This window comes from Vibrio sp. LaRot3, from assembly GCF_027587025.1.
In the GTDB taxonomy this organism is placed as follows: Bacteria; Pseudomonadota; Gammaproteobacteria; order Enterobacterales; family Vibrionaceae; genus Vibrio.
The window spans coordinates 1,158,191-1,177,395 of record NZ_JAPPTI010000001.1; the positions used below are offsets into that span (position 1 = coordinate 1,158,191).

16 protein-coding genes are annotated in these 19,205 nt (G+C 43.9%); 11 read left to right on the forward strand and 5 right to left on the reverse strand.

What is annotated here, in order from left to right; genetic code table 11:
• The first annotated feature begins 153 nt into the window (after positions 1-153).
• From OH461_RS05285 to OH461_RS05295, 3 genes are all read left to right on the forward strand, one after another.
• Positions 154-639, forward strand: a complete 486-nt coding sequence (locus tag OH461_RS05285) for a DUF3015 domain-containing protein (protein WP_270019558.1) — start codon at positions 154-156, stop codon at positions 637-639.
• A 128-nt stretch (positions 640-767) separates the two neighbouring features.
• Positions 768-2,618 carry an Lnb N-terminal periplasmic domain-containing protein gene (locus OH461_RS05290; protein WP_270019559.1) on the forward strand — a complete coding sequence of 617 codons (1,851 nt, stop codon included), beginning with the start codon at positions 768-770 and terminating at the stop codon, positions 2,616-2,618.
• Between the two features lie 81 nt (positions 2,619-2,699).
• Entirely contained in the window at positions 2,700-5,063 is a 2,364-nt protein-coding gene (locus OH461_RS05295; protein WP_270019560.1) for a DNA polymerase II, read from the forward strand.
• On the opposite strand, the gene OH461_RS05300 is transcribed toward OH461_RS05295, so the two are convergent.
• Positions 5,049-7,106 (reverse strand): EAL domain-containing protein, encoded by a 2,058-nt coding sequence (locus tag OH461_RS05300; RefSeq protein ID WP_270019561.1) that lies wholly within the window; start codon positions 7,104-7,106, stop codon positions 5,049-5,051. The genes OH461_RS05295 and OH461_RS05300 overlap by 15 nt on opposite strands.
• Before the next feature lie 190 nt (positions 7,107-7,296).
• Entirely contained in the window at positions 7,297-8,064 is a 768-nt protein-coding gene (locus tag OH461_RS05305) for a nucleotidyltransferase domain-containing protein (protein WP_270019562.1), read from the reverse strand.
• Positions 8,065-8,253: 189 nt separating this feature from the next.
• Here OH461_RS05305 and yeiP point away from each other — a divergent pair, with 189 nt between their 5' ends.
• The gene (gene yeiP / locus OH461_RS05310; protein WP_270019563.1) at positions 8,254-8,820 is read left to right on the forward strand and encodes an elongation factor P-like protein YeiP; all 567 of its coding nucleotides are present in this window, start codon (positions 8,254-8,256) and stop codon (positions 8,818-8,820) included.
• Complete coding sequence (locus OH461_RS05315) at positions 8,820-9,140, forward strand: HI1450 family dsDNA-mimic protein (RefSeq protein ID WP_270019564.1); 321 nt, start codon at positions 8,820-8,822, stop codon at positions 9,138-9,140. Before yeiP ends, OH461_RS05315 begins: the two co-directional genes overlap by 1 nt.
• A gap of 182 nt (positions 9,141-9,322) precedes the next feature.
• Here OH461_RS05315 and ihfA read toward each other — a convergent pair whose 3' ends face one another.
• Both ihfA and OH461_RS05325 read right to left on the reverse strand, forming a co-directional pair.
• A complete protein-coding gene (ihfA, locus tag OH461_RS05320; RefSeq protein WP_260259209.1) occupies positions 9,323-9,616 on the reverse strand; it encodes an integration host factor subunit alpha in 294 nt (97 codons plus the stop codon).
• 346 nt (positions 9,617-9,962) lie between these two features.
• Positions 9,963-12,086 carry a tetratricopeptide repeat-containing diguanylate cyclase gene (locus tag OH461_RS05325; protein WP_270019565.1) on the reverse strand — a complete coding sequence of 708 codons (2,124 nt, stop codon included), beginning with the start codon at positions 12,084-12,086 and terminating at the stop codon, positions 9,963-9,965.
• Between the two features lie 406 nt (positions 12,087-12,492).
• On the opposite strand from OH461_RS05325, the gene OH461_RS05330 reads away from it, so the two are divergent.
• From OH461_RS05330 to OH461_RS05355, 6 genes are all read left to right on the forward strand, one after another.
• Entirely contained in the window at positions 12,493-14,985 is a 2,493-nt protein-coding gene (locus tag OH461_RS05330) for a response regulator (RefSeq protein WP_270019566.1), read from the forward strand.
• Positions 14,986-15,135: 150 nt separating this feature from the next.
• The gene (locus OH461_RS05335; protein WP_270019567.1) at positions 15,136-15,387 is read left to right on the forward strand and encodes a hypothetical protein; all 252 of its coding nucleotides are present in this window, start codon (positions 15,136-15,138) and stop codon (positions 15,385-15,387) included.
• Between the two features lie 80 nt (positions 15,388-15,467).
• Positions 15,468-16,013 (forward strand): septation protein A, encoded by a 546-nt coding sequence (locus tag OH461_RS05340; protein WP_270019568.1) that lies wholly within the window; start codon positions 15,468-15,470, stop codon positions 16,011-16,013.
• Between the two features lie 130 nt (positions 16,014-16,143).
• Positions 16,144-16,539 (forward strand): acyl-CoA thioester hydrolase YciA, encoded by a 396-nt coding sequence (yciA, locus tag OH461_RS05345; RefSeq protein WP_270019569.1) that lies wholly within the window; start codon positions 16,144-16,146, stop codon positions 16,537-16,539.
• 133 nt (positions 16,540-16,672) lie between these two features.
• The gene (locus OH461_RS05350) at positions 16,673-16,969 is read left to right on the forward strand and encodes a YciI family protein (RefSeq protein ID WP_270019570.1); all 297 of its coding nucleotides are present in this window, start codon (positions 16,673-16,675) and stop codon (positions 16,967-16,969) included.
• A complete protein-coding gene (locus OH461_RS05355) occupies positions 16,969-17,358 on the forward strand; it encodes a GspS/AspS pilotin family protein (protein WP_270019571.1) in 390 nt (129 codons plus the stop codon). Before OH461_RS05350 ends, OH461_RS05355 begins: the two co-directional genes overlap by 1 nt.
• 53 nt (positions 17,359-17,411) lie before the next feature.
• On the opposite strand, the gene OH461_RS05360 is transcribed toward OH461_RS05355, so the two are convergent.
• Complete coding sequence (locus tag OH461_RS05360; RefSeq protein WP_443088440.1) at positions 17,412-18,704, reverse strand: outer membrane protein transport protein; 1,293 nt, start codon at positions 18,702-18,704, stop codon at positions 17,412-17,414.
• Positions 18,705-19,205: the final 501 nt, after the last annotated feature.

Genomic DNA, 19,205 nt, shown 5'->3' on the forward strand with positions numbered 1-19,205 from the left:
CATTCATTTTGTGATTATTCAACTCGTTTAATTTCAACCGATGGATTGAAACTGAAACACTTTTCATTTATTTTTGCGCTTGGTGTTTTTTAAACGCCGAATTATAAATATCAGCAGGTTTATGCTGGTTTTAATATAAATTAAGGATATGTTATGAAAAAGCTTCTAGCGGTGGCTGCTCTAGCTGCAACTCTTCCAATGTCAAACATTGCTATGGCTGACCAAGACATCGGTTGTGGTCTAGGTACTATGGTTTTTGATGGTAAATCAGGCAAAGTATTCAAAGTACTAGGTGCTACTACTAACGGTACTTCTGGTAACCAAACTTTCGGTATCACTTTCGGTACTCTTGGCTGTGACGGTAACGGTACTATCACGTCTTCTGAAAAACTTGCAATGTTCATCGACGGCAACATCGATAACCTAGCTCGCGACATCGCTAAAGGCGAAGGTGAGACTCTTGCAACTCTATCTGAAGTTTGGGGCGTACAAGAAGCAGACAAAGCAGCATTCAACGCTCTAGCTCAAGAAAACTTCGCTGAAGTATTCAAGTCTGAAAACGTAACTTCTGAAGAAGTTTTCGCAAACCTAAACAACCTAGTTGCAGCTGACGCTACACTAGCTGGTTACGCGATCTAATTGAATTTCGGTTCAATTAAGAAAGTGCCCTTTTTAGGGCACTTTTTTCGTTCTGATTTAGCGTCAATAGGCAATGGCTTTCATTTATTAAAACTTTTGCCTATTCACACTGATACTCACGGAATTGAATGAACTATTCTGCTCTCTCTAAAGCCCTACTGTTAAGTTGCGGCTGGACACTCTCTTCACTCGCTCAAGCTGCTTCGTTTGATGTCGAACAGCTTGCCGAAGATAACTATTGGCTTAAGCTTGGTCATTACCTACCCGCAACGCTTTCTAGCTATAAAAGTACCGTTGATAGCGAAGCTTTCTTTCTTGCAGAAAACGGCAAAACTTCACCTCAAGCAGAACTTCAAGCCACCATCGAGGCGCTATATCAAACCGATGAGCCATTGGCTCAAGTTGCACGATGTGAATTCCCTGCGCGTTACACTTGGTTGGAATCAAAACAAGGCCGAATCGCTAAATTGAACTGTGAAGAGCTCGATACATGGCGTGAAGTACTTGACCCAGAGGGAATGACTCTCGTTTTTCCGACCGCGTTTATGAACAACCCTTCATCGATGTTTGGCCATTCCCTACTTAGAATTGACGCCAAAGATCAAACTCGCCACAAAGAGTTGGTAGCGTTTGCGATTAACTTTGCGGCGGAGCCGGAAACTCAAGACAACGCTGCGCTGTATGCCATCAAAGGTCTCGTTGGTAGCTACCCGGGTCGTTTCACCGTGATGCCGTACTACCGAAAGGTTCGTGAGTACAACGATATTGAATCGAGAGATATCTGGGAGTACAAACTCAAACTGAATGAACAAGAGGTTGAGCGAGTGCTACTGCACTTATGGGAAATGCAAAAAGCTGAGTTCGACTACTACTTCCTAGATGAAAACTGTTCATATCAATTGCTTGGACTACTTGAGCTAGCACGTGAGGATATCCAGCTTGTTGACCAGTTCCCAATGCATGCCATCCCGTCAGATACCGTTGAAGCGCTAAGCAATGCAGGGTTGATTGAACCACCAAAATATCGCGAATCATTTGGCACACGCTTGTTGCACCAAGCGAATGAAATCGACCAAACCCTATTTGATGCCGCGATTGCAGCAAAGCAAGGTGATTTCCCATCACCAGAACAATACAGTGAAGAACAGCGCGCTGCTATTTTGGAATTTGCCTACGAATGGCTTAACTTTGAACTTTATGACTTAGGCTTAGAACGCGATCCAACCGCGAAAAGACTCACAGAGCTACTCTACCAACGCAGCCGAATAAAAGTTGATTCGCCGTTTTCACCGGTTCCACAGCCCGAAGTTTCTCCAGAGCAAGGCCATGCCTCAGCTCGCGCAGGTCTAAGTTACCAATACAGTGATAACTACCAAGACAAAGCGACTTTAGAGTGGCGCATCGCGTATCATGACCTGCTTGATTCACAGCAAGGCTTTATTCCTGGTGCTAAAATCAGCTTCCTCGATACTCAAATCAGTGTTGATGAAGAAGGAACAAGCCGCTTTGACCGCCTTTATCTTATAGACGCCATGGCACTGGCCCCAAGCAATCGCGTTTTCGATAGTCTTGCGTGGAATGCTCGTGTAGGTTACGACCGCATGCCAAACGAAGGTAAGATGGCAAGCCGATGGTTTGGCCAAGGCGGCTATGGTAAAGCGTGGGGCGATGCCCAATCACTCCATTTTTACGGCCTACTCTCCGCTGAAATCAGTGGCGGCGAGCTCACTGGCTACCAAGCAACATTTGGTGCAGGTGTCGAAGCGGGCGTGGTAATGCAAGTTGGTGATAATCATCGACTCGGTTTAGAAGGCCAATACCTCGCTCTCGCCGACTCTGACGCAGACCAAAATGCAAAAGCGACGGCTAGTTGGCATTGGAGTTTGAACCGCAATGTGGCGCTAAGAAGCCAAGTAAGCTATTTGCATTGGGGCGAAGAAGAAGTAACCGCTAAACTCACTGGCTATATTTACTTTTAACCCCTTGCTAGAATAAGAGAGCGGATGTCACATCCGCTCTTTTCTTTTTTGGCTCTGCCACTTTGCTCCAAGGACTTTTCGTTGACTATTCAACAAGGCTTTTTGCTGACTCGCCAAACTCGTGACGTTTCTGGCACGACACAAATTGAACTTTGGCTCACCACTGACAATGGGCCAACTCAGCTGCTGATCAACGAAGAAAAGCCAGTGTTTTTTATTGCTCAATCGCAACATGAAAGCGCTCAAGCCATTGCCAAACAGCATTCAATATCCGCAGAGTTTAAAACTTTACCGCTACAGCACTTTGACCAAACACCGCTCACGGCCTGTTACACCAAAACTATCCGCCAATCTCAGCAGCTGGCAGAGCGATTGTTACAACACGATATTGTCAGCTACGAAAACGATATTCGTCTTGCTGATCGCTACTTAATGGAGCGCTTTATTCAGGGCGGTATCGAGTTCACTGGTCAGCACCACGCGATGCCTCGATATCATCGCTTTCAGCAAAGCCAATGCCGAAAATCGGACTACACACCAACACTTAATGTGGTTTCGCTGGACATCGAATGCTCAGAAAAAGGTATTTTGTACTCAATTGGACTCGATAGCCCAATGGATAGCCGGGTCATTATGGTTGGCGAAGAGCAACCTTGTGATACTAAAGTTGAGTGGGTAGCCAACGAGACACAACTATTACGAGCAATGATGGCTTGGTTTGAACAATTTGACCCTGATGTCATCATTGGTTGGAACGTAATCGACTTTGATTTCCGCTTACTGCATAAACGAGCTGAATTTCATCAGATGAAATTGATTCTTGGCCGCGGGCAGCAAGCAAGCTTTTTTCGAACCTCCAACACAACCCAGCAAGCTTTTATCTCTATACCGGGCCGAGTAGTGATGGATGGCATTGATACACTCAAAACCGCCACTTATCACTTTCGCAGTTGGTCACTAGAGGCGGTTTCTCAAGAATTATTAGGTGAAGGTAAACAAATCCACAATGTGCATGACCGAATGGATGAAATCAATCAGATGTTCCGTCACGACAAACCTTCACTGGCAAAATACAATCTGCAAGATTGCGTGTTGGTAAATAAGATATTTGCCCACACTCATCTGATTGAATTTGCCATCGAGCGTTCTAAATTAACCGGCGTTGAACTCGACCGTATTGGAGGTTCAGTCGCCGCTTTCACCAATTTGTACTTACCTCGCTTACATCGCGCGGGCTACATTGCACCCAATTTACATCCAGAAAACTGGCTCGCTAGCCCGGGCGGCTATGTGATGGATTCTATTCCAAACCTCTATAATTCAGTGTTGGTGCTTGATTTCAAAAGCCTTTACCCTTCGATCATACGCTCGTTTCTTATTGACCCAATGGGGCTAATTGAAGGGCTCAAGCTCGAACTCGGCCAAGATGAAAATCAAGCCGTTGCAGGCTTTCGAGGAGGACAATTTCATCGCACGAAGCACTTCTTACCAGAAATGATCGAAAAGCTTTGGGCGGCGCGGGATGTAGCGAAAAAGAACAACGAAAAGGCCTTTTCTCAGGCGATAAAAATCATCATGAACTCTTTTTACGGCGTACTCGGTTCATCAGGTTGCCGCTTTTTTGATACGCGCCTTGCTTCTAGCATCACTATGCGCGGGCATGAGATCATGAAACAAACTAAGCGGCTGATTGAGCAAAAAGGTTATCAAGTTATCTATGGCGATACCGACTCCACCTTTGTATCGCTAAATGGAAGCTACGACCAAGCTCAAGCTGATGAGATCGGTCATGCTTTGGTTAAAGATATCAACCAATGGTGGACAACTCACCTTCGTGAAGAATACAACCTCGCCTCCATTCTCGAACTTGAATACGAAACCCACTATAAGAAGTTTTTGATGCCAACTATTCGCGGCCAAGAAACGGGGTCGAAAAAACGTTATGCAGGCTTGATTGGTGATGGCGATTCAGAGCGACTGATCTTCAAAGGGTTAGAAAGTGCCCGAACAGACTGGACGCCACTGGCGCAAACTTTTCAGCAGAAACTGTACCGGATGGTATTTCACGGTGAAAACCCGAGCCAGTACGTGCGCGATTTTGTCGAAAAAACGTTAGCAGGTGAGTTTGATGATCAATTGGTTTATCAAAAGCGCCTACGACGCAAACTGCATGATTACCAGAAGAATGTGCCACCGCAGGTACGTGCCGCGCGTATGGCAGATGAGATCAACAGCAAACTAGGAAGACCTCTGCAATATCAAAACAAAGGCCGTATCGAATACCTGATTACCATTAATGGGCCAGAGCCGAAAGACTACTTAAAGAGCGCCATCGACTATCAACACTACATCGATAAACAGCTTAAGCCGGTTGCCGAAGCGATTCTTCCGTTTGTAGGAATAGACTTTAAAACGCTTAGTGAGCCTCAGTTAGGCTTGTTCTAATGGCTCTTCTCGGCTTTTACGCTGAGTGACGTAATGACGCAGTTGAGCCAATGGCATTGATTTACTGAAATACCAGCCTTGAATCGCTAAATGATTTCGCAGAGGAATACGCTCTAGCTGAGCCTCAGTTTCAACCCCTTCAACCACTACCGCCAAATTGAGGTCTTGCGCCACGCTGATCAAGCCATTAAACACCTTTTGCCCTTTGGTGTTTTCAATGGCACTGATGAAACTGCGGTCAATTTTAATTGCATCCACATCGAACATGGTTAGATAGCTGAGCGAAGAGAAACCTGAGCCAAAGTCATCGATATAAACCTTAGCGCCAACCTTATGCAGCGCATGCAAAGATTTGGTTACTCGCTCTTTATCTTTAAGTAGTGTTTCCTCGGTAATCTCAACATGAACATACTCACCCACTCGGCTGATATAAGCGGCCAGTTGCTGCATCAAATCTTCATCTAATAACGTTTCTGGTGTTAGGTTAACGCTGGTTGGTACAGCCCAGCCCTCCGCCATCGCTATTTTGATATCATGCACAACTTGAATCACCGCCCAGCGGTCAATGTCTTTCATTAAACCCGCTTGTTCAAACCACGGTAGGAATGCACCTGGGTATTCGATATTCCCTTGTGCGTCTACCGAACGAATCAATGCTTCACACCCCATCACTTGGCCGGTAACACGACATATTTGCGGCTGATACTCCATGCAAAATTCTTTGTCGCTAAAGCTATGCAGTTTTTGCTCTAAGGTCTGTTGTTTGTGGCTCTGATTCACGATTTTAGTTACGCGATCATCGCTTAACGTCAGCGCTTCCTCATGACGGCGAGAATAAGTGGTATCTAGCGATGAGAATAATATGGTTTTGTTACTGGTGGTGCGGTTAAGCGACAACACAAAAGGGGCATATACTAGCAGTGACACGCCAATATTCACCAATTGTAAGAGGCTCGCGTTTAGGTCACCTTGCGTCACAATCCAAGCGTTTACGAATACGGGACTACTAAATGGCATTCCGGTTACAGGCGCAGCGACCCAACCTAAACTTATCGCAAAATACGCCACGATGGTGTTTGCAACCGGAGCCAGAGCAAACGGAATGAACAAGCGCGGGTTGAAAATAATCGGTAAGCCAAACAGAAGAACTTCATTAATATTGAGTAAGCCAAGAGGCAAGCTAGCAATCGCGATTAAACGGTACGCGCGGTTATTACTAAACAGCAATAAGGCAAAGCTCAAACCCAAAGTCGCACCTGCGCCACCCAAAAAGGTAAACACGGCCATAAACGAATGGTTTACGAAACTGTTAGTCACGCCCGTCGTCAAAATCTCATGGTTTGCGACTTCGACAGCGCCTTGGAGAATGTCTACCCATGGCAACAAGGCGTAGTAGCCATGAATACCAAAAAACCATAAGGATGAGTTAACCATCGCAAACAACACGCCAAACTCTAGCGGTGATTCGCTGTAGCTAACCGTAAACAAATTAAGAATGTGGCTTGCTTCGATCAAAAAGATAATCGATGCGTTGATTGACATCACCAACACACCCACAATCAGGGTCGGTAAAATAAGGTTGAGGGATTCTTTTACAATGCGCCCAAGGTGATTATTGGTCACAAATTTCATCCAACGTATTTTGTACAAGTACGCGATCAAGGGAACGGCATAGAGCGGCGTGACCATCGAAATGATGAGTTCAAAAACAACTGTGCTACCTGTAAAACTGAATAATTGGTTAAAAAGGGCTAGATAGACAATTGAGACTAGAGCAATAGGCGGTCTGGGCAATCGCCATCGCATCGCTAAGATAAATGCGAGCGCGGCGGTTAATAAAACGGGAAAGAGGTCATTTACGAAGTAGTAAAGCTCGAACAACACTTTGACCCAAGGTTCGTCCCTTCCAAGAACAAACTCTCCGATCGAGGCAACAAATAAAATCAATGACAAGATCATTAAGCAAGGCAAAATCCATAGCAGCCCTTCTCGAATGGCTTGCAATTGGGAGGTCATTGCTTGGTGGAGTTTTTTTACGCTCATAAACGAAATAACCGCGGCTCCATTTCAAACTAGAATATTAAGAAATTATTATAATCTTGATAATAAAACAAAATTTCTGACGCGGTTGTGAGGCAGGTCAATTTAAGTACAGATTTAGGGAATGGCATTTTATATTGATAGAAAGCACAAATCTAAGCTGTTGATCTGTGCTACGAGTGAATAAACCGAATTATCCAATTCTAAATTCGGTTTTTTTGTACAGTTTGACCAACCAGAGGCCATATGAATCAACGATACCAAGCACTGACCGCTTCGCAATTAACCGACCCGATAACAAAATCGCCAAACGCTCAATTTCTACTTGTTTATCTGGATGATAGGTTAAGAATTTCTTACCACACTCAATAGGGTCATCAAACCAATTACGGTCTCTTGGCATGACGACACCATAACTTGCGCGCAACAGTTTTTTTGCAATTTGAACCTGAGCCGCAACCTGCTCTGCTTCATCTTTCGCTTGAGCAAATCGCTTACGATAAACCGCCAGCCAATCTTCCAAATCCATGTTCCACTGTTTGGCTATCTCCCAACTTGGTTCGTAATCACCAAAACATTCAGAGAGATCTTCACCATAAACACACACCGCACAGTGTCTAAGTTGGAATCCCCATGAAAAGATACTATCGAGCGAAGCGACGTCACTGAGTAAGCCAGTTTTAAAATTGACGTCTTTGATATGAGGGTAAGACTTCTGAAAGCGCCATCGAACGGTATTAAAGACTGTCGTGCGAGTTTCACTAAAGTCTTTTTCAGTCACAACGATAATATCCAAATTTGAGCGATGAGGCTTTGCCCTTTTTCGCGCCACACTACCGTAAACATACACACTATGGAGATTGTTACCCACACCACTACGTAAAAAGCTGACCAACTCTTTGATGGCGGCTTGATACTCAGGCTGTAAAGGTTGCTTAGGGTCTATTGGTGATAAAATCATTGAAACAAAAAAACAAATTGCTAGAAGTCATTAAATAGTATGTTCGCTCACTCAGGTTTATCAATCAAGATAAACCGTGCAATTACCAGCTTGTGCTTTAGATTCAGCCAACCGAATGTCAGCGTAGCATCTACACTTGGGTTAGGTATATAATGCCGCCCTTACAACCTATATGAAGGAAATCTGTTCATGCCTAAGGCAAGTGAGCTTAAAAAAGGTTTTGCGATTGAATCAAATGGCAAAACATTGCTAATTAAAGATATCGAAGTAACCACACCAGGTGGTCGTGGCGGCGCTAAAATTTACAAGCTTCGCTGTACCGACCTAAACACAGGTGCACGTTCTGACGAGCGTTTTAAGTCTGACGACGTAGTAGAGACCGTTGACATGTTCAAACGCGCAGTCTCTTTCTCTTACGTTGATGGCGATGAGTACATCTTCATGGATAATGAAGACTACACTCAGTTCACTTTCAAGAAAGATGATATCGAAGATGAGCTACTTTTCATCACTGAAGAGATCAAAGGTGTTCATGTTGTATTGATCAACGGCACTGCTGTTGCGATTGAACTGCCTGCAACGGTTGAACTAGTGATTGAAGAAACAGATCCATCAATTAAAGGCGCTTCTGCTTCTGCTCGTACTAAACCTGCACGTTTCGCAACAGGCCTTTCTGTGCAAGTACCTGAGTACATCGCGACAGGTGATCGTATCATCGTCAATACAACTGAACGTAAATACATGAGCCGTGCCTAATGTCTGATTTGATTTCATACGACGACGTTATCGATACCGCATACGACATCTTTCTTGAGATGGCACCAGATAACCTTGAAGCCGCTGATGTGATTTTGTTCACCGCTCAGTTTGAAGACCGTGGCGCAGCTGAGCTTGTAGAAACTGGCGAAGACTGGGTTGAGCACGTTGGCTTTGAAGTCGACAAAGAAACATACGCCGAGGTTCGTATTGGTCTTGTTAATGAAGAAAATGATGTACTGGATGATGTGTTCGCACGACTGCTGATCAGTCGCGACCCTGAACATAAGTTCTGTCATATCCTTTGGAAACGAGACTAATCTCAGATGGGGATACCTCATCAGAGATAATACGTCCCAGATAAAAAAATACCCAAGCCAATGCTTGGGTATTTTTTTCACTCTTACTTAAATTGTCAGGCAGTGTTGTATAATCAACGCCACCTAACAATGCAACAGCGGCACAAAGCAGCTGCTACTCGAATCCATGTGATATCGTGTTATTAAGCTTTCTTGATATTCTCAACGCGAGCTTTTAATTTTTGGCCCGGGCGGAAAGTAACAACACGGCGCGCGCTAATTGGAATGTCTTCACCCGTCTTAGGGTTGCGTCCTGGACGCTCATTCTTTTCACGTAGGTCAAAATTACCAAATCCTGAAAGCTTCACTTGTTCGCCACTTTCCAGTGCCTTGCGAATCTCTTCAAAAAATGCCTCAACCGTCTCCTTGGCATCTCGTTTACTGTATCCAAGCTTTTCAAATAGGTTCTCAGCCAATTCGGCTTTTGTGAGCGCCATAGAATTTTCCTCAAAAGCTGTGTTAAACATCACTGTCAAAAGACAGCGCCAAAGCATTTCGCCTCGTCAATCAATGACATATCGATATTACTTGGAAAGTGTATGCCAAGCTCATGATTTTCGCCAACTTTTTTCTAACTTGTTTTTACTTTATTCATAAAAAACAATCAGATAGTTTTGCTGAAATCCGCCAAATGATAGCGTTAAATTCAATAACAAACACATTAATCAGCATGATATTTTGAATATCAACAAAATACTCGAATTATACACTTAATTAGAATACTATTATTTTTTTACATAGTTAGACTAAATGCATATAAATCAGTTGGTTATACTAACTTTATTACATTGTTCCTGTTACGCAAAACACACCATCGCAACGTCTTTGCTTGGCCGCATGCATCGTCGTTTCTAAATAAGACAACTGTTGCTCATACTGTGCGCTACTTGAATCTGAAGCAAAGAAAGCAATGCCTATGGTACTGGTCAGCACTGTTTTTTCACCATCACCATACATCATGGTGAAGTATTGCTTAATCGTGGTGCGAATTTGATGACCTATTTTCAAAGCCTGCTGTTTATCAAGCTGTACACCTAGCACTAAAAACTGGTCACTGTGAGTGCGGAATAAATGGAGATCACTGGTGATGCTGTCTTTAAGTAAACGCGTGCACTCCGCCAGCGCTTCATCCCCAGCCTGACGGCCATGTTCAGCATTAAAACGTTTAAAGCCATCCAACGCCACTAACAGCGCACAATCTGGCTTAGGTTGATGATTTTCACCTAACCACTGCAACAAGCCGTAATGATTTTTTAATCCTGTTAGATGATCCGTATGGTAAATCTGCTCCAAATACTGATTTTGGTTTTCCAATTCAATGGTTTGTTTATCATGACTAATAGCGACAGCCAAATAACTCGCGACTTGCTCTACCAGTTGCTCATGGGCTTGGTTATATTCATAGCCACGATTTCTTTGCACCGTCATAACGCCAAGCAACTCATCATGAAATAAGACTGGCGTGGTAATCACCGATGCTAATGGCTGCTCTTCTTCATCGTGATGTAACCAAACATCTTCATCATGGCATTGAACATCAAGGTATTGATTGACCTCGGCTCTACTCGAAGTGTCTAACCGAACGGTTTTACGGTTAACTGCACTGTACACGCCAATACGACATACACTGTCGCAACTAACAGTGAACGGGTCATAGAACTTGCCCTCTTCCACCATATAGCGATACTCCAATTCGTTTTTCGCTTTGTCATAAAACGACAAGCCAAACGCCGAAATTGGCAATACTTGGTTGATCGCATTGAAGATCTTTAGGAAATCTTGCTCCGATTCGCGAGAACAGGAAATCAACTGACCAAGCTCGCTTAGCCCCGCTAATCTGTCTTGCACCAATAGCGATTGTTTATAGCGGTTCTCGCTTTCAGCGTAGCGAACCACTTTGTTGATGTATTCCACTTCATTCTTCTTGCGCGTGACGAGCTCTTTATCGAGTAGTGATTGAATCAAGCGCAGGTATTTGTTCTCTTGGGCTAGGTCCCCCACCTGATGGCAGCTGTCAGACATTACTCGATATAGTTTCAACAGACTATGCGAATGCGATTGCAACATTGGGCTCATGAAGATCTGACGGCAGAACGAAATAGCATTGCTATATTGCCCAGACTGGTAAAGGAAGTTGGCATACGCTTCAAAAAACTCAATTTGGAAAAAAGCGTCACCGATTTTTTTGATGTAACCAAATGCGGTTTGATAGGCCGCTTGAGTCGCCGCAGCATCACCCAGAGTTTCTTGCCACTGAGCCTGATACAACTTTACATAAGTGTGAGAATGGTCAAGGCCATGTTGTTCAGTAAATAGCTGCGCGCGCTGTAGTATCTCTTCCGCTTCGGTATGCATGCCCTGTTTCGCGTACGCAAGGCCAGCATTCACCATCGCCAGAGCAAAAGTTTCTTGGTTGTCGGACTTCTGTCCGACGTTTACAGCTTTTAAACTGTGTTCAAGCGCTTTATCCCACTCAGACAGTTGCAGGTAGATATCACCCAAGTTCACGTTTAAAAACAGTACCAATTTGGCATCAGAATCACTGAGATTTTTCTCTGCCAATGTAAAGTAGTGTTGTGAAAGAAAGGTTTGCCCTAAGCGTGAATAAATCGTCGCGAGATAAATACACACGTAAGGATACAGAACAAATTCGTCTGGTTTTTCAATCGCACCAAGCAAAGCCTCATACTGCTCGATTGCGACTTTGTAATCACCTTGACGATAACTCAGTGTTGCTTCGAGAAACTGATGAAATACCGGACTAAGTTCTTCCGCTGTTTCCTCAACGATTTGAATGATCTTTTGCTGTGCTTGCTGCACTGCGACGACATTGCGATTGCCATGCAGCCCTGTTAACACTTCCAGTGCTTGTGTGCTCGCTTTCGAATAATAGGATTGAGAACTCATCTTTATTAACCAAACAACATACCTTAATACATAGTACCACAATCCTTACATTGGGGACTTGGAGGGCGTGCACATTCTCTGATGCAAACAGCTAGTGAAGCCGTTCCATCTCGTAAACCGATTTGAATTGGCTACAAAAAACCAAGCAACAACACATAAGCCGCAAAGATTTAAACGCGAAATAGCCCCCAGCGGTAATATGCACCTATTTACAACTCATAGGGTTTATAGATAACTTATGCTAAGCGGTGACCAGAAACCGCAATCAAAACAATAAATGAAATAGTTGGCGTAATGAAAGTTGTATCTCAATGCTTAGACTCGGCTCTGAGCAGTTTTAATCGTTATCAGGTGTCGTCGATGCCAAAACCTCCGCAGCAATCGTTGCTAGGTGATGAGGTTGGCTATGATTGAGTCGTTTTTACATCCGATCTTCTTACTGTTATCTACCGTTTGTTTAATCGTACTCGGTTGGGCAATTTATTTTCTTCATTCAATCAAAATTTCACGCGGCATTTACGAGAAAGCGATCAGCATCCCTTATGTTTGCTATACATTTTCGATTCTAGCTTGGGTTTTGAGTAACGCCTTTTTCTATTCCCCATTACTGGTAGAAGTGAATGAGTCACTCATTCTCAACATGGCACTTTTTGCTAACCTCGCCTCTTATTGTGCGTTTTCCTTCGCCTTTCTCGTCACCACCAAATTAGTTCGACATATAGATAAGCCGATTCCTCAAGCTATTCAGAGCGTGATATTTTTAATCTTGACGGTACTCGCGCTTTATTGGAACGCAGATGTAGGCCCTACCGTAACTGGCGTAACCATCCAAAGTATCGGTAACTTCCACCTTCATTTAGGCGAGCAAGCCATTTGGTTCTTCTTCTCGATCGTTGCCTTGCTTGGCATGTCGCTTAGAAACATCCTGCTTTATTCTCGTAAAGCGAGACCACTGCAACATATTAAATCGCTCTATATGTTATTTGGCATCGGCGTGTTCATGGTCTCAACTATCCTAGTGAACGGCATTGTTCCTCTGATTTGGCAGAACTTCTCATTAACTTGGCTACCGCCAACCCTGTCGATTACAGAAATGCTATTGATGGGCTATGCGTTGATGACCTCACGGTTTTATAGCAATCGCCACATTCTTTACTCTGTCCTTTCCGTTGTTTTGACCAGTATTGCGATAGCCGTCCCGCTCTCTTTGGTCATCAATTCAGTCTCTACTTTCGACTTCTCGGCCATCATCTTCGTGAGCTGTTTGTTCTCCGGCCTTGCTTGGCGCAAACTGCTGCGTAAAACAGGTAAGTACACCAGTCGATTGGTTTACGGCAATATGAAAGCGCCGCATCAAACCATTCGTGCATTGAGCAACGAGTTTCAACGCTCTACATCGGCAGCGATTACTAAAATCGCCGATACTTTGGACATTTCAGAGCACGATCTACAACTGATTTCCAACCTAAATGAAGAGAAGGTTTATACCTCGCAACTGTTTAACCAAAGCAGCGTGCTCATCTATGAAGAAATAGAAGAAATCGTTCTCACCGAATCAAGCAGCAACCCTGTACTCGAACATTTGTACCAAAAGATGAAAAGCGACAATGTCGCCTTGGTGCTACCGATATTTGATTACCAAGACAACATGACGCACCTGCTACTCGCGCGTAAAAAGCGCAATGGACACCTTTATTACTGTGAAGAAGTATTAGCGCTGCAAAAAGTGCTGAAAATCGCTCAAGGCTATATCAATGCCGATAGAAAAGTCCGCCAATCTCAAGCCTTAGCGAATTCAATCGCCCATGAGATGCGTAATCCACTGGCTCAAGTTCAACTGCAATTTGAATCGATAAGCCAAAAGATTCAACAAGGCGCAACCAGTGAAGAACTCGAACTTGAAGTGACTAAAGGAAAAATGGCTATCGAACGAGGTCGCCAGCTGATTGATATCATCCTAAGAGAGGTCAACGACGCCACCCTTGAACAAGAGCCGGCGGTCGAAACGTCAATGAAGCAATCGATACATCAAGCGGTCGAACGTTATGCGTTTTCCTCAAATGAAATTCGTCAGCGAGTGAGCTTGGTGACCGTTCAAGACTTCCGTGCGAAGATGAACGATACCTTGTTTAGCTTTGTTCTTTTTAACCTGCTACGCAACGCGATTTACTATTTCGATTCTTACCCAGAGAGCAAGATAGAAATCCGCACTATGGCAGGCAAGTACGAAAATTACGTTATCTTCCGCGATACTGGCCCCGGCATTCCTGAGAAACTGATCAACCGCATTTTTGACGATTTCTTCTCGCACAATAAAAGTGGTGGTAGTGGTCTAGGACTTGGTTATTGTAAACGTGTGATGAAATCTTTCGGCGGCTCCATTCAATGCTATTCAAAAGAAGGGGAATTTACAGAGTTCCACCTAACCTTCCCTGTTGGCACGCTTTCGACGCCTCATCGCCATAATGTAGAAGAAGCTTCGCCGACACTTACTCCATCCATTGCGAGTACTGAGCCTCATACGGAGCGTATCTATCACACTATTCTTGTGGTTGATGACAAAGAAGTACAGCGTGAACTGGTTAAACTCTATCTCAATCAACTGGGTTACGATGTGATCTTGGCAAACAACGGCAAGGTGGCCGTTGAAATCATCCAGAATAATGCCATTGACTTAGTTTTCATGGACATTCAAATGCCTATCATGAACGGGTTTGAAGCGGCACAAATTATCCGAGAAAACTACCCGCAGATCCCAATTTATGCACTATCGGGAGAATCCGGCGAACCGGAGGTAGCAAAAATCAAACAGCTGATGGATGGTCGTTTAGTGAAGCCCACCAGTAAACTCGCCCTGAAAGAGACGCTAATAAAAGCCCTAGATAGCACTCCTGCATAAGTTGCTGTCAGTATGATTGTCGTTTTGAGAATCATACTGACACCTCTTTATTTCTCACACCTCTCTGGCCTTACCAAACGTAAGATTTTTTACTGGCATTGAATATGCTTGCCCAATAGCATCACTAGCCAGCAGTATGAGGTTAAGGTTATGGAACTAGAAAGACAGACCTACTACCACCTAATTCATTTGGGCGTAAAAAGCTTACTGGTCGACAGAATGGGTCACTTCAATAACGATGAATATCACCATACGTTGAACATCATGACAGGGAAATCGAGCTGTTTTTCGATGTCTGACGATGAACTTATCGGCACGGTAGACAACTTACGCGATGAAGGTTATCTAGAAGAGGTAAAAAACTTGATACCTAAAGTTTCGCGCGAAGCGTCAATCAGTTAGCTCAGCGCACTAGACAACATTTGTTTTGTGCAGGGATTTGATTAGACTGAAAGTAGTTTGATTCCGAATAATTTGCCATCATGAAACAACTGCTCGATTTTCTTCCTCTGATTGTTTTCTTTGCACTCTACAAGCTGCAAGATATTTACGTCGCCACTGGGGCGCTCATCATCGCGACTGCCATTCAAATTGCTGTTACCTTCTTTCTGTACAGAAAAGTAGAAAAGATGCAATTAATTACGTTTTTCATGGTGGCCATCTTTGGCGGTATGACGATATTTTTCCACGATGAAAACTTCATCAAATGGAAAGTGACCATCGTGTACACAATCTTCGCCCTCGGCCTTGCTGTCAGTCATATCCTGGGTAAATCAGCAGTAAAAGGCATGTTTGGAAAAAAGCTCACCTTACCTGATAGCACTTGGACAAAAATAACATGGGCGTGGGTCCTGTTCTTTTCAATGTGTGCTGGTCTGAACTTATACGTAGCGTTTCAACTGCCGCTTGATGTGTGGGTTAATTTTAAAGTGTTCGGCTTACTTGCTGCGACCTTTGGTTTTACTCTGCTCACCGGACTCTACATCTACAAACAGATGGCAAAAGAGAAACAACAACCGAACAATTAATTCAAGCAGATGATTTTTACCTCATCTTGGGTATAATTCACCGTCAAGCGACCAAGAGGTCGCTTTTTGTTTCTCTGTCAAACCTGCAGTTCATCATGTGAACTGACATCATTAAGTTGTGGATGTCTAAATGAGCCAAGAAATTTCATCTCCTCGCGGCCAAATGCTGCTTCGTACGCTTGCTATGCCAGCTGATACCAATGCCAATGGTGACATCTTTGGTGGTTGGATCATGTCTCAGCTCGATCTCGCTGGCGGGATACTGGCTAAGGAGATTTCTGGCGGTCGTATCGTTACCGTTTCTGTTTCAGACATCACCTTTAAAAAGCCGGTCAAAGTTGGCGACGTCGTTTGCTGTTACGGTGAATGCACGCGCATTGGCCGCACATCGATGAGCATCGAGTTGGAAGTATGGGTTAAACCCGTTAAAGAGCACGGCATTGAAGACCGCTTTATGGTTTGCCACGCCACGTTTAACTATGTCGCTATTGATAGTGACGGAAAACCAAGAGTGATTCAGGCCTAGCTTATTACTCGCTTGTCACTCTACTAACAAGCTGGCAATTCGAGGAATATTTCACATTTTGCTCGGTTGCACTCAAAAACCTTAGCAAGCTGAGGTAGAGTGTTAACCTAAGCCCACGAATAAGGACAAACAAATGTGGTACGTAATCTTTTCTCAAGATGTAGAAAATTCGCTAGAAAAACGCATGAGTGTGCGCCCTGCTCATTTGGCGCGCCTGCAAGAATTACAAGATGAAGGGCGATTGCTCACCGCTGGGCCAATGCCAGCTATCGATACAGAGAACCCTGCAGAAGCCGGCTTTACCGGCTCAACTGTGATTGCACAATTTGACAGTTTAGAGCAAGCTCAAGCATGGGCAGATGCGGATCCGTACATCGATGCTGGTGTTTATCAATCTGTGATTGTGAAACCATTCAAAAAAGTATTCTAATGAGAAAACATATCTTACTCGCCACACTGATTGGCGCGAGTGTCATGGGCTGTGCATCTAACTCAGATGAACAAAAACAACTAGAATTGCTCGCCAATAACCGAGCTAGCATTTTAGCTGCTGAACTGCCTATCGAAGCGGGCCCGCTATCGATTATGCGTGCTAGCGCCAAAGGCTCAACCATTGAAATCATGATGGTGTACAACGAAGAGCAAAAAGGGGCGAAAAGCGTTCCTCAGGTTATTGCCAACAGTAAGCAATACTACTGTAGTAACAAAGATACAAAGCAGAACCTTGCAGCAGGGCTAAGCTATCGTATTAAGATGAGAAACAGCCGCGGCCAGTTAACCGCCGATGAGTTTATCAGCGAAGCGACCTGCTCCAACTAAGTTCAAAACTAAAAAACCTCGCAATTGCGAGGTTTTTTATTATCTATACAGAATTAGAAAGTACGGCTGTACTGCAGACCAACAAGAATGGCGTTGGCGCGTGTTGTGGCAGTGATCTCTGAAACTAACATTCCGTCAAGTTCTAAACTTTCGTGTACGTCTACATCTTTACCCATTAAGTAAGTAAAGCCAAAGTCGATATTGGATTCCGCATTGATGTGATATGTAAAGCCAGCAGAGAACCATTGGCGATCTGAGTCTGGGACAGAAACAGATGTCAGCTCGTCCTGCGCGCTGGTGTCGTACATGTAGCCTGCACGCAGCGTCCAATCATTGTTCAGATAGTACGTACCGCCAATCGCGTAATGCATACCATCTTGCCATTTGTACTCATTCAGTACGCCTGATTTCTCAGCCTCTAAATCTTCAAATACCGACCAACCAATATATTGAACACTATAGTGGACCGCAAATTTACTATTCTCAATGCGGTGATAACCAGAGAACTCCACCATATGTGGCAACGATAAGTACAGTGTGTCTTCTACCTTACCTAAGCCAGACAGTAGATACTCTACCTCACCTTCCGCTTCAATTTCAGGGGAATAACGGTACGAGAAACCAAAACGGTTGTTTTCGTTCAGCTCATAAACCGTACCTAGGTTAAAACCTAACGCCCAGCCGTCTGCAGATGCAGACGCACCAGTCTCACCACCGTAAAGCATAATTCCATCGTTTAGCGTGCGCTCTAGTTCACCTTTACCGTAAATAAGGTCAAGACCTGCACCAAAACTCCACTGCTGATTCAAGCGGTAAGAACCTGATAAGCCAATGTTCATGCTCATCACATCGGTTGTACCGCCGTATTCTGATGCAGCAAAGCTAGAATCAAACTCTGTACTAGTGCCGAAATTTGAGTAAGCGTTTACGCCAACTGCGAATGTCTCATCAATTGGAACGATCAAATGAATATTCGGCGCAATAGACGTTCCACCCGCATTGTCATAATTAGACTCTTCCGTTACATATTGAGGGCCGCGATTTGGATTGGTAAGCTTAATCGACTCCAAATACGTATAAGTGGAATCCTTCACTTCAATATCGGTAATAATGGTTTCAAAACCTAAAGAAAGCGCTGTTTCATCAAATAAGGCCATCGCGGCTGGGTTACGTGCCATTACTGACGCGTTATCAGCGATAACTGCGTCACCGGCAAATGCGCGGCCGATACCTGTTGCAGATTGAGCGTTCAGTTGGAAACCTGCTGCGTTTGCTTGAGCAGAGATAAGCGCTGCACCGATAAGCAATGCAGAGTTAGAGAGCGTAAATTTATTAGTCATTGTCATGCCTGTAAAACATCTGTTTGTACACCGAACCTTGGCGCTCAGCCTTAATCCTTACGGCGTTTTGTTTGATATTTTACAGAACTTTATTCCGTGGTAAATGTCCTATAACTGCCTCACTTTATAAAACCATTAATTAGAGTAATTGCTCTCGTTTAACGCAAAGGCTCTAATTAACAGGTACGACCAGATAAATATTTTACGCGTAATATCAAAATCATGCGGACATATCACTTGATTCGTTGACTAAAGCACTTAAATCCATGCAAACAATTATCATTAAAGACAATTGCCCTAAGCGCTATTCTTTCGCCTTGGTTAAACAAAAGACGCTTTGCGCAAACCCGTTATATTGAACAAATATGAATCTTTTATTTCATATTTGAGGCACAGAAAATTAGTTAAATATATGGTTTAAAACAGCATTAACTCGGTGTTTATCTCGGTATTGATTTCGACTTGGGTTAGAAATTAGAAAAAAAGTCTGCGGAGCATTTGACGAAG

What these genes read in the sequence shown, in the direction of transcription:
- OH461_RS05285 (WP_270019558.1), top strand. Translation starts at nt 154, where the DNA reads ATGAAAAAGCTTCTAGCGGTGGCTGCTCTAGCTGCAACTCTTCCAATG.
- OH461_RS05290 (WP_270019559.1), top strand. Translation starts at nt 768, where the DNA reads ATGAACTATTCTGCTCTCTCTAAAGCCCTACTGTTAAGTTGCGGCTGG.
- OH461_RS05300 (WP_270019561.1), bottom strand. Translation starts at nt 7,106, where the DNA reads ATGAGCGTAAAAAAACTCCACCAAGCAATGACCTCCCAATTGCAAGCC.
- OH461_RS05305 (WP_270019562.1), bottom strand. Translation starts at nt 8,064, where the DNA reads ATGATTTTATCACCAATAGACCCTAAGCAACCTTTACAGCCTGAGTAT.
- yeiP (WP_270019563.1), top strand. Translation starts at nt 8,254, where the DNA reads ATGCCTAAGGCAAGTGAGCTTAAAAAAGGTTTTGCGATTGAATCAAAT.
- OH461_RS05315 (WP_270019564.1), top strand. Translation starts at nt 8,820, where the DNA reads ATGTCTGATTTGATTTCATACGACGACGTTATCGATACCGCATACGAC.
- ihfA (WP_260259209.1), bottom strand. Translation starts at nt 9,616, where the DNA reads ATGGCGCTCACAAAAGCCGAATTGGCTGAGAACCTATTTGAAAAGCTT.
- OH461_RS05325 (WP_270019565.1), bottom strand. Translation starts at nt 12,086, where the DNA reads ATGAGTTCTCAATCCTATTATTCGAAAGCGAGCACACAAGCACTGGAA.
- OH461_RS05330 (WP_270019566.1), top strand. Translation starts at nt 12,493, where the DNA reads ATGATTGAGTCGTTTTTACATCCGATCTTCTTACTGTTATCTACCGTT.
- OH461_RS05335 (WP_270019567.1), top strand. Translation starts at nt 15,136, where the DNA reads ATGGAACTAGAAAGACAGACCTACTACCACCTAATTCATTTGGGCGTA.
- OH461_RS05340 (WP_270019568.1), top strand. Translation starts at nt 15,468, where the DNA reads ATGAAACAACTGCTCGATTTTCTTCCTCTGATTGTTTTCTTTGCACTC.
- yciA (WP_270019569.1), top strand. Translation starts at nt 16,144, where the DNA reads ATGAGCCAAGAAATTTCATCTCCTCGCGGCCAAATGCTGCTTCGTACG.
- OH461_RS05350 (WP_270019570.1), top strand. Translation starts at nt 16,673, where the DNA reads ATGTGGTACGTAATCTTTTCTCAAGATGTAGAAAATTCGCTAGAAAAA.
- OH461_RS05355 (WP_270019571.1), top strand. Translation starts at nt 16,969, where the DNA reads ATGAGAAAACATATCTTACTCGCCACACTGATTGGCGCGAGTGTCATG.
- OH461_RS05360 (WP_443088440.1), bottom strand. Translation starts at nt 18,704, where the DNA reads ATGACAATGACTAATAAATTTACGCTCTCTAACTCTGCATTGCTTATC.